Source organism: Mycolicibacterium fluoranthenivorans (assembly GCF_011758805.1).
In the GTDB taxonomy this organism is placed as follows: domain Bacteria; phylum Actinomycetota; class Actinomycetes; order Mycobacteriales; family Mycobacteriaceae; genus Mycobacterium; species Mycobacterium fluoranthenivorans.
Map to the genome: position 1 here is coordinate 3162314 of NZ_JAANOW010000001.1, position 23961 is coordinate 3186274.

26 protein-coding genes are annotated in these 23961 nt (G+C 68.2%); 18 read left to right on the top strand and 8 right to left on the bottom strand.

Features of this window, described 5'->3' with window-relative positions:
• Nucleotides 1-8: 8 nt before the first annotated feature.
• From FHU31_RS15280 to FHU31_RS15300, 5 genes are all read right to left on the bottom strand, one after another.
• Entirely contained in the window at nt 9-1163 is a 1155-nt protein-coding gene (locus tag FHU31_RS15280) for a hypothetical protein (RefSeq protein WP_167159574.1), read from the bottom strand.
• On the bottom strand, nt 1160-1780 hold the full coding sequence (locus tag FHU31_RS15285; protein WP_167159576.1) for a TetR family transcriptional regulator: 621 nt from the start codon (nt 1778-1780) through the stop codon (nt 1160-1162). Before FHU31_RS15285 ends, FHU31_RS15280 begins: the two co-directional genes overlap by 4 nt.
• Nucleotides 1781-1783: 3 nt before the next feature.
• Nucleotides 1784-2065 carry a thiocyanate hydrolase gene (locus tag FHU31_RS15290; protein ID WP_234901466.1) on the bottom strand — a complete coding sequence of 94 codons (282 nt, stop codon included), beginning with the start codon at nt 2063-2065 and terminating at the stop codon, nt 1784-1786.
• 85 nt (nt 2066-2150) lie between these two features.
• Nucleotides 2151-2861, bottom strand: coding sequence for a thiocyanate hydrolase subunit gamma (gene scnC / locus FHU31_RS15295; RefSeq protein WP_167159580.1), 711 nt, complete (start codon nt 2859-2861; stop codon nt 2151-2153).
• Between the two features lie 31 nt (nt 2862-2892).
• Entirely contained in the window at nt 2893-3732 is an 840-nt protein-coding gene (locus FHU31_RS15300; RefSeq protein WP_167159582.1) for an SH3-like domain-containing protein, read from the bottom strand.
• Nucleotides 3733-3878: 146 nt separating this feature from the next.
• Between FHU31_RS15300 and dop the strand changes: the two genes are divergently transcribed.
• The 12 genes from dop (at nt 3879) to FHU31_RS15360 (ending at nt 16404) form a co-directional block, all read left to right on the top strand.
• Nucleotides 3879-5375 (top strand): depupylase/deamidase Dop, encoded by a 1497-nt coding sequence (dop, locus tag FHU31_RS15305; protein WP_167159584.1) that lies wholly within the window; start codon nt 3879-3881, stop codon nt 5373-5375.
• A 74-nt stretch (nt 5376-5449) separates the two neighbouring features.
• Nucleotides 5450-5644 (top strand): ubiquitin-like protein Pup, encoded by a 195-nt coding sequence (locus FHU31_RS15310; RefSeq protein WP_090357729.1) that lies wholly within the window; start codon nt 5450-5452, stop codon nt 5642-5644.
• A gap of 113 nt (nt 5645-5757) precedes the next feature.
• The gene (gene prcB / locus FHU31_RS15315) at nt 5758-6492 is read left to right on the top strand and encodes a proteasome subunit beta (RefSeq protein WP_208411021.1); all 735 of its coding nucleotides are present in this window, start codon (nt 5758-5760) and stop codon (nt 6490-6492) included.
• Nucleotides 6492-7202 (top strand): proteasome subunit alpha, encoded by a 711-nt coding sequence (prcA, locus tag FHU31_RS15320; protein ID WP_090357727.1) that lies wholly within the window; start codon nt 6492-6494, stop codon nt 7200-7202. The genes prcB and prcA overlap by 1 nt, the downstream gene beginning before the upstream one ends.
• 22 nt (nt 7203-7224) lie before the next feature.
• Nucleotides 7225-8076 carry a PP2C family protein-serine/threonine phosphatase gene (locus FHU31_RS15325; RefSeq protein ID WP_167159588.1) on the top strand — a complete coding sequence of 284 codons (852 nt, stop codon included), beginning with the start codon at nt 7225-7227 and terminating at the stop codon, nt 8074-8076.
• A gap of 67 nt (nt 8077-8143) precedes the next feature.
• Nucleotides 8144-9502 (top strand): Pup--protein ligase, encoded by a 1359-nt coding sequence (gene pafA / locus FHU31_RS15330; protein WP_263988070.1) that lies wholly within the window; start codon nt 8144-8146, stop codon nt 9500-9502.
• A gap of 47 nt (nt 9503-9549) precedes the next feature.
• Nucleotides 9550-10542: a helix-turn-helix transcriptional regulator gene (locus FHU31_RS15335; RefSeq protein WP_167159590.1), complete on the top strand. Its 993-nt coding sequence runs from the start codon at nt 9550-9552 to the stop codon at nt 10540-10542.
• A 31-nt stretch (nt 10543-10573) separates the two neighbouring features.
• Complete coding sequence (locus tag FHU31_RS15340) at nt 10574-11515, top strand: helix-turn-helix transcriptional regulator (RefSeq protein WP_167159592.1); 942 nt, start codon at nt 10574-10576, stop codon at nt 11513-11515.
• Between the two features lie 30 nt (nt 11516-11545).
• Nucleotides 11546-11788: a Sec-independent protein translocase subunit TatA gene (gene tatA / locus FHU31_RS15345; RefSeq protein WP_090357709.1), complete on the top strand. Its 243-nt coding sequence runs from the start codon at nt 11546-11548 to the stop codon at nt 11786-11788.
• Between the two features lie 58 nt (nt 11789-11846).
• Nucleotides 11847-12815, top strand: a complete 969-nt coding sequence (gene tatC / locus FHU31_RS15350; protein ID WP_167159594.1) for a twin-arginine translocase subunit TatC — start codon at nt 11847-11849, stop codon at nt 12813-12815.
• Complete coding sequence (locus FHU31_RS15355) at nt 12799-15537, top strand: DEAD/DEAH box helicase (protein WP_167159595.1); 2739 nt, start codon at nt 12799-12801, stop codon at nt 15535-15537. The genes tatC and FHU31_RS15355 overlap by 17 nt, the downstream gene beginning before the upstream one ends.
• 111 nt (nt 15538-15648) lie before the next feature.
• Nucleotides 15649-16404 (top strand): DUF4333 domain-containing protein, encoded by a 756-nt coding sequence (locus FHU31_RS15360; RefSeq protein WP_167159597.1) that lies wholly within the window; start codon nt 15649-15651, stop codon nt 16402-16404.
• A gap of 54 nt (nt 16405-16458) precedes the next feature.
• On the opposite strand, the gene FHU31_RS15365 is transcribed toward FHU31_RS15360, so the two are convergent.
• Complete coding sequence (locus tag FHU31_RS15365) at nt 16459-17409, bottom strand: 5'-3' exonuclease (RefSeq protein WP_167159599.1); 951 nt, start codon at nt 17407-17409, stop codon at nt 16459-16461.
• Between the two features lie 79 nt (nt 17410-17488).
• Here FHU31_RS15365 and FHU31_RS15370 point away from each other — a divergent pair, with 79 nt between their 5' ends.
• Both FHU31_RS15370 and FHU31_RS15375 read left to right on the top strand, forming a co-directional pair.
• A complete protein-coding gene (locus FHU31_RS15370; protein ID WP_167159601.1) occupies nt 17489-17884 on the top strand; it encodes a VOC family protein in 396 nt (131 codons plus the stop codon).
• Nucleotides 17885-17894: 10 nt separating this feature from the next.
• Nucleotides 17895-19013, top strand: coding sequence for a M24 family metallopeptidase (locus tag FHU31_RS15375; RefSeq protein ID WP_167159603.1), 1119 nt, complete (start codon nt 17895-17897; stop codon nt 19011-19013).
• Between the two features lie 49 nt (nt 19014-19062).
• Here the strand turns inward: FHU31_RS15375 and FHU31_RS15380 are convergent, their stop codons facing one another.
• Nucleotides 19063-19491 carry a F420-dependent biliverdin reductase gene (locus tag FHU31_RS15380; protein ID WP_167159605.1) on the bottom strand — a complete coding sequence of 143 codons (429 nt, stop codon included), beginning with the start codon at nt 19489-19491 and terminating at the stop codon, nt 19063-19065.
• A gap of 35 nt (nt 19492-19526) precedes the next feature.
• On the opposite strand from FHU31_RS15380, the gene FHU31_RS15385 reads away from it, so the two are divergent.
• Genes FHU31_RS15385 through FHU31_RS15400 form a run of 4 tightly spaced genes read left to right on the top strand, consistent with a single transcriptional unit; the run spans nt 19527 to nt 22919 of the window.
• Nucleotides 19527-20273 carry a decaprenylphospho-beta-D-erythro-pentofuranosid-2-ulose 2-reductase gene (locus FHU31_RS15385; protein ID WP_167159607.1) on the top strand — a complete coding sequence of 249 codons (747 nt, stop codon included), beginning with the start codon at nt 19527-19529 and terminating at the stop codon, nt 20271-20273.
• A complete protein-coding gene (gene cbiE / locus FHU31_RS15390) occupies nt 20270-21436 on the top strand; it encodes a precorrin-6y C5,15-methyltransferase (decarboxylating) subunit CbiE (RefSeq protein WP_167159609.1) in 1167 nt (388 codons plus the stop codon). Before FHU31_RS15385 ends, cbiE begins: the two co-directional genes overlap by 4 nt.
• The gene (gene cobM / locus FHU31_RS15395; protein WP_167159611.1) at nt 21433-22188 is read left to right on the top strand and encodes a precorrin-4 C(11)-methyltransferase; all 756 of its coding nucleotides are present in this window, start codon (nt 21433-21435) and stop codon (nt 22186-22188) included. Before cbiE ends, cobM begins: the two co-directional genes overlap by 4 nt.
• The gene (locus tag FHU31_RS15400) at nt 22188-22919 is read left to right on the top strand and encodes a cobalt-precorrin-6A reductase (protein ID WP_167159613.1); all 732 of its coding nucleotides are present in this window, start codon (nt 22188-22190) and stop codon (nt 22917-22919) included. The genes cobM and FHU31_RS15400 overlap by 1 nt, the downstream gene beginning before the upstream one ends.
• Here FHU31_RS15400 and FHU31_RS15405 read toward each other — a convergent pair.
• On the bottom strand, nt 22912-23952 hold the full coding sequence (locus tag FHU31_RS15405; protein ID WP_167159615.1) for a phosphotransferase family protein: 1041 nt from the start codon (nt 23950-23952) through the stop codon (nt 22912-22914). The two genes, FHU31_RS15400 and FHU31_RS15405, sit on opposite strands and share 8 nt — an antisense overlap.
• Nucleotides 23953-23961: the final 9 nt, after the last annotated feature.

Below are 23961 nucleotides of genomic sequence, written 5' to 3' on the forward strand. Positions count from 1 at the left end.
CTTCATGTCTACCTGTCCTTGGGCGGACGGGTTCGCAGGCGATAGCGGTCGCGCGCGTCCAGCGTGAGGGTGAGGTCGTCGATCAGGGGATCCAGGAACTGGGTGCGGTAATCGGAGTCACCGGCGGCGCGGGCCGCGATGTACATGAACGTCAGGGCGCCCAGGAACATGCTCGTCTGGATCAGGGCCTGCGGGATGGGCAGCGTCATCCCGAGGATCACGCCGTCGGCGGCGCCGTTACGCGTCCACTCCGACAGCAGTTTCGGGGTCAGCAGGATCAGTCCGAGCACTCCGAAGACGACCACGGTGACCACCGACACCGCCAGCACCTGCAGCACCTGGGACATCACCAGGACGAACACCACATTGATCCGCTCCAGCCGCGACAGGTGCACCCGTTGTTCCGGGGCGGGCAGGCCGTGGAACGGCGTGCCGAGCAGCGCGCCGTCGACCTTCGGCGGGCGGGCCGGGGACAGCAGGATGGGCCGCACCCGCTCGACGGTCGCCGTGGTGATGAACGCGACCGCGATCGTGCCGAGGAACCCCAGCGCCAACCACATCCGGGGACGCGGGACATAGGCCGCCATCAGCCACACGTAGGTGTTGAAGAACACCAGCACCGTCAACAGGATCACCGGGAGCGCCCGGGCCAGCAGACCGCCGATCTGCGCGAGGTTGTGCATCATCGCGCTCAGCGCCAACCCGAGGATGGACCCGATCCCGGTGGCCGTCAGCGCCAGGATCACCGCGAGGACGGCCGCCGTGACCAGCAGGTTGGGCACGATATAGGGGGAGAGCCCGCCGAGGATGCTGCCGACCACACATACCAGCAGCGACACCACCGCGGCGACGGTGCGCCCGCGCAGGGTGGCGATCCGCGACACCCGCCACCCCACCGTCGCGGCGACCGGCAGCACCAGGACCAGCAGCACCAGGATGAACCACTCGTTGCGGCTGGGCTGGCCGTCGATGGTGATGGTGTGCTTGTGCGTGAGGGCGACGACGGCCATCGAGTTGGCCTGGAACACCGCCAGCACCGCGACCGCCGGGGCGCTGCGTTGCCAGAGATGACGGGCCAGCACGCCGGGGCGCAGCACGGTGGGCAGCCCACGTCGCAGAAACCAGCTGTGCGCCTCGACCAGGTCCAAACCCGCCTCCGTCATTCCGCCGCCCGCACGATGCCGGCCAGATAGGTACGCACGTAGCTTTCGAACATCTCATCACCGCTGCGGCCTTCGGCGGCGGTCAGCGCCGCCCGCAGGGCCGGGTAGCCGACGCCGGGAGACGGGCCGGGCCCGCTGTCGGCGTAGTCGGCGGCGTTCTCGTTGAGGATCGCCGCGCCGATGGTCAACGCGGTCACCCCGTCGACGATCCGGACGTGCAGGTGCGCGGGCACGCCCGAGTCGGCGAGAAACCGGCAGATGTGCTCGTACTCGTCGAACATGTGCTCGCGCGGCATGAATCGGGCCAGTAGCGGGGCGCAGTGTGGGTGCGCGACGATGCGGTGACGCAACGCGACCGCCTGGGCCACCAGGTAATCGGTCCAGTCCGCGTCCGGCGGCAAGGCGCCGGGGGGCTCGGGCGTGGCGACCGCCCGGGCGACGGCGGCCAGCAGGGCGTCCCGGTCGGCGAAATAGTGATAGAGCGACGGCGCGCTGACGTGGAGGGCGGCGGCCACCTTGGGCATGCTGAACGCTTCCAGGCCACCACCGCCGATCAGCTCGATCGCCGCGTCGACGACCATCTCCTTGTTCAGCCGCGCGGATTTGGGGCGCGCCATCGCTCAGCCTTCAAGTCGGGCCCGGACAGTCGAGAGTCGTTGGCGCAGTTCGGATTCGGTGATGATTCCGCGAGCGAGCAGTGAATGCGCCAGCGCAACGAGCTGATTCTCCGGGTAGGGCAGGTCGGCGTACACCGTCGCCGACAGCGCGTCCTCCTCGTCGCGGCGTTCGCGGAAACTCGGGACCGCGGTGTCGCACGACGCCTGGTCCAAGGCGTCGCACAGGCCGTCCAGGCTGGTCTTCCACGGTGGTACCGGGTTCTCGACGCCGTATTTGGCCGCCATGGCGGGCCACACCTGACGGCCCTCGACGATGGCGTTGAGGGTGTCGCTGTGCAGGGGATCAGACGGGGTGCGCACCGTGCTCCGATCAGTTTCCAGTCGGATGCATGGCCGCGCGGGTCGCCGTGACGACGTTGGTCGTCACCCCGGGCTTCGGCAGCGCCACACCGATCAGGCAGTCGCGGGTGATGATCTCGGTCAGCTGATCCTCGGTCCAGCCGTCGGTGCCGGCCGGGCGCATCGGCATCACCATGAAGCGATGTTTCTGGTTGGAATCCTGAACCCGCACCTCGATGTCGTCGCCCAGGTAGAGGCCGAACTCGGAGAGCACCTGACGCGGCCAGCGCACCAATCGCCGCCGGTAATTGGGGGTGCGGTACCACTCCGGGGAATTGCCGAGGATCGGCCGCGGGTAGCAGGAGCACAGCGCGCACACGATCACGTGGTGCACGGTCGCGGTGTCCTCGAGGATCTGAAACGCCGTGAAATCGCTGGGCGTACCGAAACCGGTGGGTTCCAGCCAGTCGACGCCGACCTCCTTGCTCGCCGTCATCGGCTCGCGCAGTGCCAACGCCTTGAAGTCCGGGTCGAGCCAGGCCCTGGCCACCAGTCGGGCGGCCGGGGTGGGGCCGATCTGTTCGGCGAACTCGGTGAATCGGCGGTGTTCCTCGGCGGTGAAGATGCCCTTCTCGATGCACAGTTCGCGCAGGGCTATCTCGAGCACCTCGAAGTCGGTGACCTCGTCGACCATAGGCTTCACCGTGCGGTCGTGATCGTGATCATGATGGTGGTCTGTCATGTTGATCCGTTCGGTGCGAGGGGACGAGCGATCAGCCGGCGGCCTGCAGCCAGCGCTCGGGGATCTCAGTCCGCAGGCTGTCGGCGGCCGGCCCGTTGAAGTCGTCCCACAACTCGGACATGGCGAACTTGACCACGTAGAACCACTCCGGCTTGGCATCCGGGATGTCCCAGGTCTCGTCCTCGGCGGCGGGACTCTCGTAGGCGACCGCATCGATGACACCGCGGGCGCCCCGGACGTATTCCGGCGTGCGGGTGTAGAAGAGCACCGGAAGTTCCCGTACGACGACGGGATCGCCCACCGCGAACTTCGCTTCGCCGGCCTTGCCCGCGTAGACCTGCGGATCGCCTTTGCCCTGGGCGTGCACGATATGGCTGTTGCGTGGGACGTGCGATCCGTCGCCCTCGAACCTGGGCCGGGCTTCGAGCGTCTTGCCGTCCAGTCCGCCGGCATAGCGCTGCGCCACCTCGGCCATGCGTTCGGTCAGCTCGGTCAGGCCGATGTGGTGCTTCTCCACGAGCACCCGGGCCACCGACAGCAGCCAGCGGCCGTAATAGGGGAACCCGAGATACACCGCGCGCTGCACGTCGACATTGCCGATCCGGCGGCGTTCCTCGGACAACCAGATACCCCGCCAGGCAAGCACTTCGCACATGACATACGTCATGTGCTCCCAGTACTCGTAGTCCTTGTTCTCGTATTTCATCGGGGCGTCCGGTTCGCCGCCGACATCGTGGACCGGTTTCATGTACGCCACGAAGCGGGCGTGGTCGAGCAGGTCCGGGGTCGGTGCGTCGGGCAATTCGGGATACGCCGATTTGAGGCGGGCGACAAGGGCGAGTTGGTCGGCACGTTGCGCGGCAGTGCTCATCGGTGCACCCTTCGATGGGAACGAACCCGAACTCCTTATGGCCTTTAAATTATCACCGCGGCCAACCGCTCACAATGCTGGATCTGCCGGAGCGCGGGGGCACCCCTCGACGCGCCGCCGCGGCGGTGAGCCTAGGGTTGCACCTTATGCAACGGATCATCGGAACCGAGGTGGAATACGGCATCTCGTCGCCGTCGGACCCCACCGCGAATCCGATTCTCACGTCCACACAGGCGGTGCTCGCCTACGCCGCAGCCGCCGGTCTCCAGCGGGCCAAGCGCACCCGATGGGACTACGAGGTGGAGTCCCCGCTGCGCGATGCGCGCGGCTTCGATCTGTCCCGGGCCTCGGGCCCGCCACCGATCATCGACGCCGACGAGGTGGGTGCGGCGAACATGATCCTCACCAACGGCGCCCGGCTCTACGTCGACCACGCGCATCCGGAGTACTCGGCGCCCGAGTGCACCGACCCGATGGACGCCGTGATCTGGGACAAGGCCGGCGAACGGGTGATGGAAGCCGCGGCCCGGCACGTCGCCAGCGTGCCCGGGGCCGTGAAATTGCAGCTCTACAAGAACAACATCGACAACAAGGGTGCGTCCTACGGGTCGCACGAGAACTATCTGATGAGCCGGCAGACCCCGTTCTCCGCGGTGATCACCGGACTCACACCGTTTTTCGTGTCCCGGCAGGTCGTCACCGGGTCGGGGCGCGTCGGGATCGGCCCCTCGGGTGACGAGCCGGGCTTCCAGCTGTCCCAGCGCGCCGACTACATCGAGGTCGAGGTCGGCCTGGAGACCACCCTCAAGCGCGGCATCATCAACACCCGCGACGAGCCGCACGCCGACGCCGACAAGTACCGGCGCCTGCACGTCATCATCGGTGACGCCAACCTCGCCGAGACGTCCACCTACCTGAAGGTGGGCACCACCTCGCTGGTGCTCGACCTCATCGAATCCGGTGCCGACCTCTCCGATCTGGCGCTGGCCCGCCCGGTACACGCCGTGCACGTCGTCAGCCGGGACCCGTCGTTGCGCGCCACCATCGCGCTGGCCGACGGCCGTGAGCTGACCGCTCTTGCGCTGCAACGCATCTACCTGGACCGGGTGGCCAAGCTGCTGGAGCGCCGCGATCCCGATCCGCGCGCCGACCACGTCGTGCAGACCTGGGCCGAGGTGCTGGATCTGCTGGAACGCGATCCGATGGAATGCGCGGAGATCCTGGACTGGCCGGCCAAGCTGCGTCTGCTGGAGGGCTTCCGGCACCGGGAGAACCTGACTTGGTCGGCCCCGCGGCTGCACCTGGTCGATCTGCAGTATTCGGATGTGCGCCTCGACAAGGGCCTGTACAACCGGCTGGTGGCTCGCGGGTCGATGAAACGCCTGGTCACCGAGCAGCAGGTGCTCGACGCGGTGGACAATCCGCCGACCGACACCCGCGCCTACTTCCGCGGTGAATGCCTGCGCCGGTTCGGTGCCGACATCGCCGCCGCCAGCTGGGACTCGGTGATCTTCGATCTGGGCGGCGATTCGCTCGTCCGGATTCCGACCCTGGAGCCGCTGCGGGGCAGCAAGGCCCACGTGGGCGCACTGCTGGATTCGGTGGACAGTGCCGCCGAATTGGTGGAACAGCTCACGACGTAAGTACTTGCTATACCGGGCAGGACGCGTGCCGACCGGTAGGGTGAAAGAACCGATCGTGCAATCAGGAGGCGGCGATGGCTCAGGAACAGACCAAGCGTGGCGGTGGTGGTGGTGACGACGACGAAGTCACCGGTACGACGGCCGCCGGCCAAGAGCGTCGCGAGAAGCTGACCGAAGAGACCGACGACCTGCTCGACGAGATCGACGACGTGCTGGAAGAGAACGCTGAGGACTTCGTGCGTGCGTATGTCCAAAAGGGCGGCCAGTGACGGCCCGATTCGACAGATCATTCTCCACCGACCGTCTCGACCTCTCGTCCACCCACCTCAACCTGTCATCGTTCAGCGAGTTCCTGAGCCGGCAGGCTCCGCAGCTGCTGCCGATGGCCGGTGACCGGGTGTCGGGGCACGGCGGGGACCTGCCGCACGGCACCACCATCGTGGCGCTCAAGTACCCCGGTGGGGTGCTCATCGCGGGCGACCGGCGGGCCACTCAGGGCAACATGATCGCCAGCCGTGATGTGGAGAAGGTGCATATCGCCGACGATTACACCGCCACCGGTATCGCCGGCACCGCGGCCATCGCCGTCGAGTTCGCGCGCCTGTACGCCGTGGAGCTGGAGCACTACGAGAAACTCGAAGGCGTGCCGCTGACGTTCCGTGGCAAGGTCAACCGCCTGGCCATCATGGTGCGCGGCAATCTCGGTGCGGCACTTCAGGGTTTCGTCGCGCTGCCGTTGCTGGTCGGTTTCGACGTCGACGATCCGGATCCCGTCAACGCCGGCCGCATCGTGTCCTTCGACGCGGCCGGTGGCTGGAACCTCGAGGAGGAGGGCTACCAGTCCGTGGGGTCGGGGTCACTGTTCGCCAAATCCTCGGTGAAGAAGCTGTATTCGCAAGTGACCGATGCTGATTCGGCGTTGAAGGTGGCCATCGAGGCGCTCTACGACGCCGCCGACGACGACTCCGCCACCGGCGGACCGGATCTGGTGCGCGGGATCTATCCGACCGCGGTGCTCATCGGTGCCGAGGGCGCCGAGGAGGTCGCCGAGGACCGGATCGCCGCGCTGGCCCGTGAGGTCATCGCGCAGCGGACCCGCGCGGGAGGCGACGCCTGATGAGCTTTCCCTATTTCATCTCGCCCGAGCAGGCGATGCGTGAGCGTTCCGAGCTTGCGCGCAAAGGTATTTCGCGAGGCCGCAGCGTCGTGACGCTGGCCTATGACGGTGGTGTGCTCTTCGTGGCCGAGAACCCGTCGCGCTCACTGCAGAAGGTCAGCGAACTGTATGACCGCGTCGGATTCGCCGCGGTGGGCCGGTTCAACGAGTTCGACAATCTGCGCCGTGGCGGTATCCAGTTCGCCGACACCCGCGGTTACGCCTACGACCGGCGCGATGTGACCGGTCGGCAGCTGGCCAACGTGTACGCCCAAACGCTGGGCACCATCTTCACCGAGCAGGCCAAACCCTATGAGGTGGAGCTTTGCGTCGCGGAGGTCGCACATTTCGGGGAGAACAAGGCGCCCGAGCTGTACCGCATCACCTACGACGGATCCATCGCCGACGAACCGCATTTCGTGGTGATGGGCGGGACCACCGAGCCGATCTCGGCCGCACTCAACGAGTCCTTCACGGAGAACGCCACTCTGGCCGACGCCGTCAAGATCGCCGTCGATGCACTGCACGCCGGCGGCGACGAGAAGCGGATACTCGGACCGTCGTCCCTGGAGGTGGCGATCCTGGACGCCAAGCGTCCGCGCCGCGCTTTCCGGCGGATCACCGGCTCGGCGCTGGAGGCTCTGCTTCCGTCGGCAAGCACTCCCGAGTAGCGGCGAAAGCTGCGGCGCCGCAATGGCCACCTTGACCACCGTCGCCATTCCGCGGACCGAATCGGACCGAGACGAGGCCGCCATCGGCGGTATCGCGGTGGTCACCGACCGCGGCATCACCCACGCCCGTAACGAGGATGCCGCAGCCGCAGGCATTCTCACGGCCGTCCCGGACGGTCTCGAAGGGCCGTCGCATGCCATCGCCGTCGTGGTGTGCGACGGGGTGTCCAGCTCGATCAATCCGCAGGTGGCGTCCGCGGCCGCCGCGCAGGCCGGGTTGGCGTCGATCCTGGATGTGCTGGCGAGTTCAGGTGACCCGACGGCGGCCATGTTCGCCGGGCTGGCGGCTGCGGCCCGGGCGGCGGCGCAGCCCGAACCGCGGACCGGCCTCGCGGGATCGTGCACGTTCACCGCCGTCATCGTGATCCCCGCCGCGGGGGGCACCGCTGCGGTGACCATCGGCAACGTCGGGGACAGTCGGTCCTACTGGCTGCCCGATCCGCCGGCGGTTGCGCAGCAGTTGACCGTCGACGATTCCCTCGCGCAGGAACTGATCAGCGCGGGCGCCGCGGCGCAATCCGAGGCAGTGCTGCGCGGTGCCCACACCCTGACCCGGTGGTTGGGGGCGGACGCGGAACCGACGCCGTGGGCCGAGACCGCCGTGCGGACCGTCACCGCGGCCGGTCCGGGGGTGCTGGTGGTGTGCAGCGACGGATTGTGGAACTACCTGCCCGACGCTGGTGACATCCGCGAGTTCTGCACCGGTGTCGATGTACTGGCTGTGGCCCGCGCGCTCACCGACCATGCCTTGCAGTCCGGCGGCCAGGACAACATCACCGTCGCGGTGATCCCGGTCGCAGGAACATCCGGGTAGGTTGACACGCTGCCCGCTGCGCCGCCTTGCCCACCGATACCGAGACCCAACCCGTAAGCTCGATTGTGTGCAGCGACGGATCATGGGTATCGAGACCGAATTCGGCGTGACCTGCACTTTCCACGGTCACCGTCGGCTCAGCCCGGATGAGGTTGCCCGCTATCTCTTCCGGCGGGTGGTGTCGTGGGGGCGCAGCTCCAACGTCTTTCTCCGCAACGGAGCCAGGTTGTACCTCGATGTGGGGTCACATCCCGAGTACGCCACGGCCGAGTGCGACAACCTGGCCCAGCTGGTCACTCACGACCGTGCGGGCGAGCGGGTGCTGGAGGACCTGCTGATCGACGCCGAACAGCGGCTGGCCGACGAAGGTATCGGCGGCGACATCTACCTGTTCAAGAACAACACCGATTCCGCGGGCAACTCCTACGGCTGCCACGAGAACTACCTCATCGTGCGCGCGGGCGAGTTCTCCCGCATCTCCGATGTGCTCTTGCCCTTCCTGGTGACCCGTCAGCTGATCTGCGGCGCCGGCAAGGTGCTGCAGACACCGAAAGCGGCCACCTTCTGCCTGAGTCAGCGCGCAGAGCACATCTGGGAGGGCGTCTCGAGCGCGACGACGCGGTCCCGCCCCATCATCAACACCCGCGACGAACCTCACGCCGACGCCGAGAAGTACCGCCGCCTGCACGTCATCGTCGGCGACTCGAACATGAGCGAGACCACCACCATGCTCAAGGTGGGCACTGCATCCCTGGTGCTGGAGATGATCGAGGCCGGGGTGGCGTTCCGGGATTTCTCGCTGGACAACCCGATCCGGGCCATCCGCGAGGTCAGCCACGATCTGACCGGGCGCAGGCCGGTGCGTCTCGCCGGTGGCCGCCAGGCCAGTGCCCTGGACATTCAGCGCGAGTACTACGGCCGTGCCATGGAATACCTGCAGACCCGCGAATCCAACCCGCAGATCGAGCAGGTCGTGGACCTGTGGGGCCGCCAGCTCGACGCGGTGGAGAGCCAGGATTTCGCCAAGGTCGACACCGAGATCGACTGGGTGATCAAGCGCAAGCTGTTCCAGCGCTATCAGGACCGCTACGACATGGAGCTGTCCGACCCGAAGATCGCCCAGCTGGATCTGGCGTATCACGACATCAAGCGTGGCCGCGGCGTGTTCGATCTGCTCCAGCGCAAGGGCCTGGCCACCCGGATCACCACCGACGAGGAGATCGAGGCTGCGGTGAACACGCCCCCGCAGACCACCCGGGCCAAGCTGCGCGGCGAATTCATCAGTGCCGCACAGGAAGCCGGGCGGGACTTCACGGTGGACTGGGTGCACCTCAAGCTCAACGACCAGGCGCAGCGCACCGTGCTGTGCAAGGACCCGTTCCGCTCGGTCGACGAGCGGGTCAAGCGCCTGATCGCGAGCATGTGACCCCGCCGGTGCCGGGCTCGGGGGTCGGCACAGCTTAGGATTCTGCGGTGGCGACATCCAAGGTCGAGCGATTGATGAATCTGGTCATCGCGCTGCTGGCCACCCGCAGCTACCTCACCGCGGAGAAGATCCGCAACTCGGTCGCCGGCTACGCCGACAGTGCCAGTGACGAAGCGTTCTCCCGGATGTTCGAGCGGGACAAGAACGAACTGCGCGACCTGGGTATCCCGTTGGAGACCGGCCGGGTGTCCGCGTTCGATCCGACCGAGGGCTACCGCATCAACCGTGAGGCCTACGCGCTGCCGCCGGTGCAGCTGACCGCCGACGAGGCCGCCGCGGTGGCGGTCGCCACCCAGCTGTGGCAGTCACCGGAATTGGTCACCGCGACACAGAGCGCGGTGCTCAAACTTCGGGCCGCGGGAGTGGACGTCGACGCCGACGCCGACGTGGCGATCACCTCCTCGGCCAACCTGCCCGGGTTGCGCGGATCCGAGGAAGTCCTGCGGGTCCTGTTGTCCGCCATCGATTCCGGGCATGCGGTGCAGTTCGACCATCGGCCGGCGCGCAGCGAGCCGTTCCGCACCCGCACCGTCGAGCCGTGGGGGGTGGTGACGCACCGGGGTCGGTGGTATCTGGTGGGGCACGACCGCGACCGCGACGACACCCGGACCTTCCGGCTGTCCCGGATCGCCCATGTGCCCACCCAGGTCGGACCCGCGGGGGCCGTACACAAGCCGGTCGACGTCAACCTGCGCGAGGTGGTGGCCCGGGTGGTCGCCGAGATCCCCACCGGCGAGCGGGCGCGCGTCTGGATCGCCGACGGCCGGGCCACGGCGCTGCGCCGCCAGGCCACCGACACCGAGCCGCACAGCTTCGGCGGCCGTCCCGGTGAGGTGATCACCGTCGACATCGGCATGTCCGATCGGCTGGCCCGGGAGATCGCCAGTTACGGCGTGGACGCGGTGGCACTGGAACCGGCGGCGTTGCGCGAGGATGTGGTGAGCCGGTTGCGGGCGCAGGCCGGGGGTGGATCGCGGTGACACCCAGCGAGGAGCCGAAGGCGGATCGCGCATGACTCAGGTTTCCGAGCGGCTGGTCCGGCTGCTCAACATGGTCCCGTATTTCCAGGCGCATCCCCAGATCAGCCATGAGGAGGCGGCGGCCGAGCTCGGCGTCACCCGCAAACAGCTGCTCGCCGACCTCAACCAGCTGTGGATGTGTGGGCTGCCGGGCGGCGGCCCGGGTGATCTCATCGACCTCGACTTCGATGGGGACAACATCGAGGTGATCTTCTCTGCCGGTATGGACCGGGCGCTGCGGCTCACCTCACCGGAGGCCACCGGCATCCTGGTCGCCCTGCGCGCACTGCTCGACGTGCCTGGGATGGTGGACCCCGAGGCCGCGCGCAGCGCGATCGCCAAGATCGAATCGGCGGCCGGCTCGACACTCGCGGTCGACGACCCCACGCCGGCCGAGAGCGCGTCGGCCGCCGCGGTGCGGGCCGCGACCCGCACCGCCAAGGCACTCTCCCTCGAATACCACTCGGCCTCCCACGATGCGGTGTCCACCCGCACCGTGGACCCGATCCGGGTGGTGCTGGTGGGCGACAACAGTTATCTGGAGGCCTGGTGCCGGGCCGCCGAGGGGGTGCGGCTGTTCCGGTTCGACCGGATCGTCAGCGCTCAGGTGCTCGACGAGCCGTCCAACCCGCCCGAACCCGCGGTGGCGGCCGAACCCGACACCTCACTGTTCGACGCCGATCCGGCCCTGCCGTCGGCGACACTGCTCATCGACCGCTCGGCGTCCTGGATGTTCGACTACTACCCGTTGCGGGTGGTGCGGGAACTGCCCGGCGGCGCGTTCGAGGCCGCCATGACCTACGCCTCCGACGCGTGGATGTCGCGGTTCGTGCTGGGCTTCGGCTCGGCGGTGCGGGTACTGGAACCGGCGGCACTGGCGGCGCGGGTACGGGAGTCGGCCGTGGCCGCACTGCATGCCTACGAAGACGGGTAGACTCGGGTTCAATCTTTTGGAGGTGACTGAATGGGCGGTCTTCAACCCTGGCATTGGTTGATCGTCATCGCGGTGTTCGTCCTGCTGTTCGGCGCCAAGAAGCTCCCGGACGCAGCGCGTTCGCTGGGCAAGTCGATGCGGATCTTCAAGTCGGAGATCAAGGAGATGCAGGCCGAGTCACACACCGACTCGACCGAGCCGGCCAAGCCGATCACCTCGGAGCGTGTCGATACTCCCGCGCCCGAGCAGACCTCCGATAAACGGCCGGCCTGACACCATCGCGCCCGTCTCTCGCGGCCTGATGCCGCGGTGCGCAGGCGTGTCCTGACCCATGTCCGGAATCTTCAAGAAGCTCGATCCGCGGAAGCGCCGTGCCCGGGTCAATCCCGACGGCACGATGTCGCTCGTCGACCACCTGGCCGAACTGCGCAACCGTCTGCTCATCGCGATGGCCGCGGTCGTGCTCACCACCACGGTGGGGTTCTTCTGGTACACCGACGGTTTCTTCGGCTTCCACAGCCTCGGTGAGTGGCTGCGCGGACCTTATTGCGCACTGCCGCCGTCGGCACGGGCGTCCATCTCGGCCGACGGCGCCTGCCGACTGCTGGCAACGGCACCGTTCGACCAGTTCATGCTCCGACTCAAGGTCGCGCTGACCGCCGGCGTCGTATTGGCCTGCCCGGTCTGGCTGTACCAGATGTGGGCATTCATCACCCCGGGTCTGTACAAGAAGGAACGCCGCTTCGCGATGTTGTTCGTGGGGTTCGGCGCCGCGTTGTTCATCACCGGGTCGGTGCTGGCCTATGTGGTCTTGGCCAAGGCGCTGAGTTTCCTGCTGACCGTCGGCAGCGACGTTCAGGTGACGGCGCTGTCCGGTGACCAGTACTTCAGCTTCCTGATCAACCTGCTGCTGGTCTTCGGCATCAGCTTCGAGTTCCCGCTGCTGATCATCATGCTGAACATGATCGGGGTGCTCACTTATGAGCGGCTCAAGGCGTGGCGGCGGGGGCTGATCTTCGGGGTGTTCGTCTTCGCGGCGTTCGCCACCCCCGGCTCCGACCCCTTCTCGATGCTGGCACTGTCCTGCGCCCTGTCGTTGCTGCTGGAGTTCTCCATCCAGATCGCCCGTCTGCACGACAGCCGAAAGGCCAAGCGCAGCGCCCTGGAGGATGTGCCTGACGACCAGGCCGCACCGATCGGCACGGCCGAGCCGATCGAACCGCCGACGGCCGTATCCTCGGGCACATCGCAGTCCCCGACGCTTCGCTCGCCCGTGCAGGTCGATGACGACGCCACCTGAGCTGACCGTGCCACCTGAACTGACGGCGTTCACCGCGCAGTTGCCGTTCCCGCTGGACGGTTTCCAGATCAAGGCCTGTACCGCGCTGGAGGCCGGGCACGGGGTGCTGGTGTGTGCGCCGACCGGCGCCGGCAAGACCGTGGTGGGTGAGTTCGCGGTGCACCTCGCACTCGCATCGGGCCACAAGTGCTTCTACACCACGCCGATCAAGGCGCTGAGCAATCAGAAGCACGCCGATCTGGTGCACCGCTACGGGGCCGACAAGATTGGGCTGCTGACCGGAGATCAGTCGATCAACAGCGACGCACCGGTGGTGGTGATGACCACCGAAGTGCTGCGCAACATGCTCTACGCCGATTCCCCGGCACTGCGCGGACTTTCCCACGTCGTGATGGACGAGGTGCACTTCCTGGCCGACCGGATGCGCGGCGCGGTGTGGGAAGAGGTCATCCTGCATCTGCCGGAAGAGGTCCGGTTGGTCAGTCTGTCGGCGACGGTGAGCAACGCCGAGGAGTTCGGCGGCTGGATCAAGACGGTGCGCGGTGACACCACGGTCGTCGTCGACGAGCACCGCCCGGTGCCCCTGTCCCAGCACATGATGGTCGGCAAGCGGTTGTTCGACCTGTTCGAGGGCACCGATCACACCCTCGTGGCACCCGAACTGCTGCGGCACATCGCACATCGCCGCGAAGCGGACCGGCAGGCTGACTGGCAGCCCCGCGGTCGTGGCCGCCAGCAGAACCGGACCAGCCTCAACCGGATGCCTACCCGACCCGAGGTGATCAGCACCCTCGATGCCGAAGGGTTGCTGCCCGCAATCACTTTCGTGTTCTCCCGGGCGGGCTGTGACGCCGCGGTGAAACAGTGCCTGCGCTCGTCGCTGCGCCTGACCGATGACGAACAGCGCGCCCGCATCGCCGAGGTCATCGACCGACGTTGCGTGGATCTCGCGGAGTCGGATCTGGTGGTGCTGGGCTATCACGAGTGGCGTGAGGGACTGCTGCGCGGACTGGCCGCCCACCACGCCGGCATGCTGCCGGTGTTCCGGCACACCGTGGAGGAGCTGTTCACCGCGGGTCTGGTGAAGGCGGTATTCGCCACGGAGACACTGGCTCTGGGGATCAACATGCCGGCCCGCACCGTGGTGCTGGAACGGCTGGTCAAGTACAACGGCGAACAGCACGCGCCACTGACACCGGGGGAGTACACCCAGCTGACCGGCCGGGCGGGGCGCCGCGGGATCGATGTCGAGGGCCACGCGGTGGTGCTGTGGGATCCCCGCGACAGCGCGGCCGAACCCGCCGAGGTGGCCGGGCTGGCCTCCACCAGAACCTTCCCGTTGAAGAGCTCGTTCGCGCCGTCCTACAACATGACGATCAACCTGGTGGGCCAGCTGGGCCCGAATCAGGCCCGCAAGCTGCTGGAACGGTCCTTCGCGCAGTACCAGGCCGACCGTTCGGTGGTCGGGTTGGTGCGCGGGATCAGCCGGGGCGAGAAGATGATGGAAGAGATCGCCAAGGAGCTCGGCGGTGGGGACAACCCACCCATCCTCGAGTACGCACGGTTGCGTGCGGACATCTCCGCGCGGGAGCGGGCGCAGACGCGGGCCTCGCGGCTGCAGCGGCGGCGCGCCGCGGACGAAGCGCTGGCCGACTTGCGCCGCGGTGACATCATCACCATCAGCCAGGGCCGCCGCGGCGGGCTTGCCGTGGTGCTCGAACCCGCGCGCGAGCGCGACGACCCGAGGCCGCTCGTCCTCACCGAACATCGCTGGGCCGGCCGGATCTCGTCATCGGACTACTCGGGTGCCTCGGAGCCGCTGGGCTCGATGAGCCTGCCCAAGTTCGTCGAACACCGGCAGCCCAGGGTCCGTCGGGACCTCGCGTCGGCGCTGCGTTCGGCCGCTGCCGGGCTGCGGGTGCCGTCCGGAAAAAGAACACCTCCCGGTGAGCGGGATGTCGATCCCGAATTGGCCGGACTGCGCGACCAACTGCGCCGCCACCCCATGCACTCGGCCCCCGACCGTGAGGAGCGGGTCCGGGTCGCCGAGCGCTATCTGCGCATCGAGCGGGACAACGACGCGCTGCGGCAGAAGGTCTCGGCCGCAACGAACTCGCTGGCCCGCACCTTCGACCGCATCTTGGTCCTGCTCACCGAGCGCGGCTTCATCAAAGGACGGGACGAGGACACCACCGTCACCGAGGACGGCCGGCTGCTGGCCCGGATCTACAGCGAGAGCGATCTCCTGGTCGCCGAATGTCTGCGCAGCGGAACGTGGTCGGGTCTGGACGCCGCCGAACTCGCCGGCGTGCTCTCGGCGGTGCTCTTCGAATCCCGGGGTGACGGGCCGCCGTCGCACGGCGTCGACCTGCCGACGGCCGCCCTGCGCCGGGCGCTGACCGCCACCCGGCGGGTGTCCTCGGACCTGCGCGCCGATGAGACCCGGCACCGTATCGCGCCCAGCCGCGAAACCGACTTCGGGTTCGTCGCCGCGATCCACCGGTGGGCCACCACCGGCAACCTGACCGCCGCGTTGCTGGCCTCGGATGTGAACGGCAATGGCTCGCCGTTGTCGGCAGGCGATTTCGTGCGCTGGTGCCGTCAGGTTCTCGACCTGCTCGACCAGGTGCGCAACGCGGCGCCCGACGCGGCGCTGCGCACCACCGCCAAACGTGCCATTGCCGATATCCGACGCGGCGTGGTGGCCGTGGATTCTGCCTAGCTCCGAGCCGGCTCCGGCCAGAATCGGGCGGGCCGCGCTGGCTGGCGGTTACGCCTGCTCAGCAGCCAACAACGGTACTGTGTTGCCAACGGACCTCAACCAAGGAGAGACATGAGCGGACCGCAGGGACCTGACCCGACGCAGCCGTGGCCGGGTCAGCCGCCGCAGTCCGGCGGAGCGCAGCCGCCGAGTGAGCAGACCGCTTGGCAGCCGCCGTCCACGCCCGAACAGCCCACCACGGAGGCACCGGCCTGGCAGCCGCCGGCATATCAGACGCCGCAGTACCCGCAGTACCAGCCGCCCGCGCCGCCGCCGTACAACCCGCAGCAGTACGCGCCGCAGCCGGATCAGTACGGCCAGCAGCCCACCGCATACGCACCGCAGGGATACCCGCAGCAGTACGGGCAGCCCCAGCCGTACGACCCGTCGGCCCAGCAGTACGGGCAGCCTCAGCCGTACGGCCAGCCGGGCCAGTGCGACCAGCAGTATTCGCCGTACGGCGCGCCCGGCCCGGCCGAGGAGGGCTCGAAGAAGTCGCTCGCCGTGATCGGCGGTGTCGTCGGCCTGCTCGCCGCGGTCATCGTGGCCGTGGTGCTCGTGCTCGGCTTCTGGAAGCCGGGCTGGTTCGTCACCACCAAGCTCGACGTCGGCGCGGCGCAGACCGGTGTGCAGCAGATTCTCACCGACGAGGCCAACGGTTACGGCGCCAAGAACGTCAAGGATGTCACCTGCAACGACGGCAACAGCCCGACGGTGAAAAAGGGTGACAGCTTCGAGTGCGTGGTCAGCATCGACGGCACCAAACGTCAGGTGACCGTGACCTTCCAGGACGACAAGGGCACCTACGAGGTCGGTCGACCCAAGTAGCTCCGCTGTTCCGAACGGCCCCGAAAACCTCGAGTTTTCGGGGCCGTTCTGTGTTCACAGTCTGTCGAGCGCCTTCTGCAGCCGGGCGATCGAGGACGTCACACCCAATTCCCCGGCCAGCTCGGCCACTCGGCCCGGGTCCGCGGCCACCAGCGGCAAGGTGTCGGTCGCTGTCGACATCGTCACGGCGGCATCGGTGGCGACGCGCACCACCGGCTCGGCTGCGGTGATGTACTCCGTGGCGGCGAGCAGTTTCTTGCGCTGAGCACCAGGCAGTTTCGACGACGGGTCCGCGGCGGCCGCGACGATCGCTTCCAGCGAACCGTATTGGCCCAGCAGGGTGGCGGCGGTCTTCTCGCCGATACCCGCGACGCCGGGTAGCCCGTCGGAGGCGTCACCACGCAGCAGGGCCAGCTCGGCGTAGGCCGGTCCGGCCCGCTCGATCGGCACGCCGTACGTATCGGCCACCTCGGCGGGGCCGAACAGCGTGGCCTTGGCCAGACCCCGGCCGATATAGAAGACGCGGACGCTCGGCGGCCCGTCGCCGACGAGTTGGAGCAGATCCCGGTCACCGCTGACCACGATCACCGGGTCGCCCTGCTCCCGCGCGGCGAGCGTGCCCAGCACATCGTCGGCCTCGTAACTCGGCGCGCCCGCGGTGGCGATCCCGAAGGCGTCCAGCATCGCCATGATCATGTCGACCTGCGGGGTCAGATCGTCGGGCACCTCCTCGATATCCGGCTGTCCGGCCGGTTCTTCGACCGCAACCCGGTGCGCCTTGTAGGTCGGGATGAGGTCCACCCGCCACTGCGGCCGCCAGTCCAGGTCGAGGCACACCACCAACCGTCCGGGCCGGTGGGTGGTGACCAGGGCGGCGATGTTGTCCAGGAAACCGCGCAGCGCATTGACCGGCCGTCCGTCGGGGGCCGTGATCGAGGACGGCACACCGAAGTACGACCGGAACCACATGCTGGCCCCGTCGAGGAGCAGCACCGGCTCACTCATGACCGGCCTCGGCGTAGATGTCGCGCTGGTCAGCCAGTTCACGGATGTCCCTCAGCATGGCCTGACAGTATCGCGAGGTATGACCTTCACCGTCGATCGCATCGACCACGTCGTGCTGAACTGCCGTGACCCCGAAACCACCATCGAGTGGTACGTCGGCGTGCTCGGGATGCGCCGGGAGGAGTTCGCTCCCGGACGGATCGCCCTCGCCTTCGGCCGACAGAAGCTCAACGTGCGTCCCACCGGTGCACCGAACTGGGTCACCGCGGCGGCCGATGTGCCCGGATCGCAGGATCTTTGCTTCATCGTCGACGCCGGCGCCGACGAGGTCGGCGACCACCTGCGGGCCTGCGGGATCGAGATCACCGAGGGTCCGGTGACCAAGACCGGTGCGTTGGGTCCGATGTCCTCGCACTACTGCCGGGACCCGGAAGGAAACCTGGTCGAAGTCGCCACCTATCGGACACCCCTATAACCTGGCCACCATGACGGGCCGCTTCAGTACCGACGTATACGCACAACGGCTTCGGGTGGCCGCGGCCAGCGCCGCCGAGGCCGGGCTGGCCGGACTGGTCATCACACCGGGATACGACCTGCGCTATCTGGTGGGATCACGGGCGCAGACCTTCGAGCGGCTGACCGCGTTGGTGCTGCCGGCCGACGGGTCGGCGCCGACCGTCGTCGTGCCGCGCCTGGAACTGGCCGCGCTGAAAGAGTCCGCTGTGCCGGATCTCGGTGTGACGGTGCGTGATTGGGTGGACGGGGAGAACCCGTACCAGCTGGTGGCCGACGCGTTGACCGGAAGTGCGGTCGCCGTCACCGACTCGATGCCGGCTCTGCATCTGCTCCCGCTGGCGGATCTTCTCGGCACCGTGCCGGTGCTGGCCACCGACGTGCTGCGCCGGCTACGGATGATCAAGGACCCCGCCGAGATCGATGCGTTGCGCAAGGCCGGCGCGGCCATCGACCGGGTGCACGCACGCGTGCCGGAGTTCCTGGTGCCCGGCCGCACCGAGGCCGAGGTTTCCGCCGATATCGCCGAAGCGATTGTCGCCGAAGGACATTCCGAGGTGGCGTTCATCATCGTCGGCTCCGGGCCCAACGGTGCGGACCCCCACCACGAATGCTCGGATCGGGTGCTGCGCGCCGGGGATATCGTCGTCGTCGACATCGGTGGCCCGTACGAGCCGGGCTACAACTCCGATTCCACCCGCACCTACAGCATCGGCGAACCCCGCCCCGAGGTGGCGCGGCAATACGCCGTGCTGCAGCAGGCCCAGGCCGACGCCGTGGCGGCGGTGCGTCCGGGAATGAGCGCGGGGGCCGTGGACGCGGTGGCGCGCGATGTGCTGGCAGCCCAGGGCCTGGCCGAGGTGTTCGTGCACCGCACCGGGCACGGGATCGGGCTGTCGGTGCACGAGGAGCCCTACATCGTCGCCGGCAACGACTTGACGCTGGAACCGGGCATGGCCTTCTCGGTGGAGCCGGGGATCTATTTTCCGGGCCAGTGGGGGGCCCGGATCGAGGACATCGTGATCGTCACCGAGGACGGGGCCGAGTCGGTCAACAACCGTCCACACGACCTGATCGTGGTGCCGGTTTGAGCCACGACACGCCCGTCGGCCGCATCGGCGCGCGAAACTGACCGAAGGTCTAGGTCGACTCTCCGCGATCCAGCAGGCTCGAGGAACCCAGCACACGCTGGACGCGGACCTCGATGACCACTCGGCGCGGGTTGACCCGCGGGGTGCGGTAACGCTGGGCATACCGCAGTTCGGCGTCGCGCACATCGTCAGGTTCCGAGCTGACGGTGGCGGCACCTTCCAGCGAGAGCCAACGTGCCCCGTCAACCTGGCTGAGCACCGCGACCCCGCGCTCGGCGGCGTTGACCGCCTTCTGCGACCCGCCGGTGGTGATCACCCGGGCGATGTGGGTCTTGGGGTCGAACGTGAAGCCGACGGCCACCACGTGCGGCGAGTTGTCGCTGCGCAGGGTGGTCAGCATGGCCAGATGCCGCTCGGTCAGGAATGCCAAGGCATCGTTGGTCAGCCGGGTGGTGGTCTTGCGACCAGGTGTAGCCATCGGGGTCCACGCTAGCGCAGGCCATAATCGCAGCCATGGAGGACACACCCGGCCCCGTGGTGATTTTCGGTGGGCGAAGCGAGATCGGCCTCGAATTGGCCACCAGGCTGGCACCTGGGAACACCGTGGTGCTCGCGGCCCGGCGCGCCGATGCGCTCACCGAACAGATCACCGCGCTGCAGGGCGCGGGCGCCGTCGGTGTGCACGTCCGCGAGTTCGACGCCGATGACATCGCCGCGCATCCGGCGGTGGTGGCCGCGATCGAGTCGGAGGTCGGTCCCATCGGGACGGCGGTGCTGGCCTTCGGGATTCTCGGCGACCAGGAGCGCGCCGAAACCGACCCGGCGCATGCCGTGGCCGTCGTGCACACCGATTACGTGGCCCAGGTCAGCCTGCTGACGGTGCTTGCGGCGGGGATGCGGGCCCGCGGCCGCGGGCAGTTGGTGGTGTTCTCCTCGATCGCCGGCGCCCGGGTGCGCCGCGCCAACTACGTCTACGGTTCGGCCAAGGCCGGTCTGGACGGTTTCGCCTGCGGGCTGTCCGATGCGTTGCACGGCACCGGAGTGCGCGTGCTGATCGTGCGGCCGGGCTTCGTCATCGGCCACATGACCGAAGGCATGCAGCCTGCACCGTTGTCCAGCACGCCCGAGCAGGTGGCTGAGGCGGCCGCCCGGGCGCTGGCCCGCGGCAAACCGGCGGTGTGGGTGCCGTGGGCGATCCGGCCGCTCATCGTCGCGACACGGTTGGTGCCGCAGTCGATCTGGCGGAAGATGCCGCGATGATCGTGGTGGTGGGCATCGGCGCCGACGGGATGCACGGGCTGGCACCCCGCTCTGTACATGAATTACGTTTGGCTGCCGTAATTTACGGTGCACCCCGGCAGCTCGAGCTGCTCGACGACAGCATCACCGCGCCCCGGCGGGCGTGGCCTTCGCCGATGCTGCCCGCGCTGCCGACCCTGTTCGACGGGCTCGACACCGTGCACGTGGTGGCCTCGGGGGACCCGATGCTGCACGGGATCGGCGCCACCCTGATCCGGGTGTTCGGTGCTGCCGCGGTCCGGGTGCTGCCACATGTGTCGTCGGTGACGCTCGCGTGTTCCCGGCTGGGCTGGTCGGTTCAGGACACCGAGGTGATCAGCCTCGTGACGGCAGATCCCCGCACCGCGGTGCGCCGGGGCGGGCAGGCGGTGGTGCTCAGCCGCGATGGTGGCACGCCCGCCACGCTGGCTCAGGTGCTCACCGAAACCGGGCGCGGCGCATCGGAATTCACCGTGCTCGAACAGCTCGGCGGCCCGGGGGAACGGGTGCACCACACGGTGGCCGCCGAGCACTTCGACGGCGTCGTCGATGACCTCAATGTGATCGGCGTGCGCTACCTGCCCGACGACCGACGGTTCCACACGCTGCCCGATGCGGAGTTCGCGCACGACGGACAGATCACCAAACAGGGCATCCGGGCGGTCACCCTGGCCGCGCTCGGTCCGCGACCCGGGGAACTGTTGTGGGACGTCGGATCCGGGTCGGGCAGTATCGCGGTCGAATGGTGCCGCAGTGCGCCGGGCCTGCGGGCGGTGGCCTTCGAACGAGACCCGCAGCGCCGCGACCGCATAGCCGCCAACGCGCGTGCCTTCGGCGTCGCCGTCGACGTCCGCGGCGCGGCACCCGAGGATTTCGCGGGCGCACCGGCGCCGTCGGCGATCTTCGTGGGCGGCGGGATCACCACACCGGGGCTGCTCGACGGCTGTTTGGCGCACCTGGTCTCCGGCGGCCGGCTGGTGGCCAATGTGGTCACGGCAGAATCAGAAGCCGTTGTCATCCAGAGGTATTCGACGATAGGTGGGCAGTTGCACCGATTCCAGCACTACCGCGGCGAACCCGTGGGTGGATTTACCGGGTTCCGCCCGGCGTACCCGGTCACCCAGTGGTCGGTGAGCAAGCCGTGACGGTGTATTTCATCGGCGCCGGGCCGGGGGCCGCGGACCTCATCACCGTGCGGGGCCAGAATCTGCTGCAGCGCTGCCAGGTCTGCCTGTACGCCGGCTCGATCATGCCCAGAGACCTTCTCTCGCTGTGTCCGCCCGAGGCGAAGATCATCGACACCGGCCCACTGACCCTGGCCCAGATCATCGACGAGCTCGTGGCGGCCGACCGGGCCGGATTGGATGTCGCGCGACTGCATTCGGGGGATCCGTCGATCTACAGCGCGCTGGCCGAGCAGTGCCGGCATCTCGACGACCAGGGCGTGCACTACGAGATCGTGCCGGGGGTTCCGGCTTTCGCCGCGGCCGCGGCGGCCCTCGGGCGGGAACTGACGGTCCCGGGTGTCGCGCAGACGGTCACCTTGACCCGGGTGGCCACGTTGTCGACGGCGATGCCCGAGAAGGAGAACCTGACGGCATTGTCGATGCCCGGTGCGACGCTGGTGCTGCATCTGGCCGCGGCGCAGATCGATTCGATCGTCGAGGACTTGACCGCGGGCGGCTACACGAACGAAACACCCTGCGCTGTGGTGGCTTTTGCCAGCTGGCCGACACAACAGGTGCTGCGCGGCACCCTCGGCGACGTGGCCGACCAGATGAAAGAGGCGGATATCACCAAGACCGCGGTCATCTTCGTCGGCGATGTTCTGGCGGCCGAGGGTTTCACCGACAGCTACCTGTATTCGTCGGGCCGCCGGCGCGGGAGCAGGCACTAGTGCGCGTCCTGCTGCTGGGGGGTACCGGTGAAGCCCGGGCGCTGGCCGCGGCCCTGCATCCGGACGTGGAGGTGATCAGTTCACTGGCCGGGCGGGTGCCGGACCCGGCACTGCCGGTCGGGCAGGTGCGGATCGGCGGCTTCGGCGGGGTGGCCGGCTTGACCGGCTGGCTGCGGGAGCACGGGATAACCGCGGTGGTCGACGCCACCCATCCGTTCGCCGCGATCATCACCGCCCACGCCGCCGCGGCCTGCGCCGAGACCGGGCTGCCGCATCTGGTGCTGGCGCGCCCCGCGTGGCCGGCCGGGCGTGCCGTCGTGGTGAGATCCGATACCGAGGCGGCCAAGATCGTTGCTGCTCAGGGGTTTTCGCGGATATTCCTGACCACCGGGCGGTCCGGCACAGCAGCATTCCGTGATGTCGACGCCTGGTTCCTGATCCGCGCGGTCACCGCACCGGACCCGGGCACGCTGCCGGTCAACCACCAGCTGCTGCTGTCCCGCGGCCCCTACGAGTACGAGGCCGAGCTGGCATTGCTGCGCGAATTCAAGATCGATGCGCTGGTCACCAAGAACAGCGGCGGCGCGATGACCGAGGCCAAGATCAAGGCCGCCGAGACGGCAGATGTCCCCATCGTCATGGTGGACCGCCCGGCGTTGCCGCCCGGTGTCCGCACGGTGAGCACGGTGGCGTCGGCGGTGGCGTGGCTGTCCGGGCTGTCACCTAAATGAGCGCCAGCGTGTCGAGCTCGCGGATCGCTGCGCAGGACCGCGTGGCCATGGCGAGCATCATCTCGTCGCCGCGGTCGGTGGAGCTGGCGAACGCGGTGCCGAAGGCGATGATCAGCGGAGCCTGCAACATACCCAGACGATAGTCGCGCCAACAGGTTTCGCGACTGTAGCCGGTGACGCCCAGGGCCAGGAGCTGCCCGTGGTAGGCGTCGACCAGCTGGTCCTCCGCCTGCGCGCGGATATCCGGATCCAGGCTGGTCGCGGTGAAGTAGGACAGGTCTCGAGCAGGAAGCCCGGACCCCAGCGTCTGCCAGTCCACGATGGTGATCTCGGTGTGGCCTGGATCGAAGAGCATGTTGTCCAGCCGGTAGTCGCCGTGCAGCAGCGCGAACCGGTCGGGTTCGGCCAGCAGCCACGGCGTCACCACCGACAGCGCGGCCTCCATCGTGTCGCGGTCGGCCGCGGTCATCCGGGCGCCGAGCTTTTCCAAGGTGATTGCGCTGGCCATCTTGGCCACCTCACCCATCCCGAAGGCCATGTCCTCATCGGGTCGGGGCATGGCGATACCGGGGAAGTCCGTCCACTTCGGATCACACCAGCTCGGCGCGTGCAGCCCGGCCAGCGCCCGCACCGCCAGCAGGGCGTCGCCGGACGAGCAACCGGCGATCTGGTCACCCTGCTCCGCGGGCGCCAAGTCGGCGAGCAGCAGGGCGAATTCCGCACCCTCGTCTTCGATTTCGCAGTAGTAGCTGTGCGGGACGGGTATCGACACCAGGTCGGCGACGTCGCGGTAGAAGGCGTGTTCGGAGCGGTAGCCGATCGCGACGCGATCCCGCACCCCGTCGTCCTGGGAGGGCAGCTTGATCGCGAAGCTGGCGGGCAACCCCACCTCATCGGTGTAACCGACCGACAGTCGGTAGGTCGCTCCGGTCTGGCCTGTCCCGATCGGGTTGAGCTCGAGGGTGCGGACCTCGGTGCCGAGGACACCACTGAGCCAGTCCGCCGTCACGTCATCGGGATTGCGCGGGATCACGAGCGGACA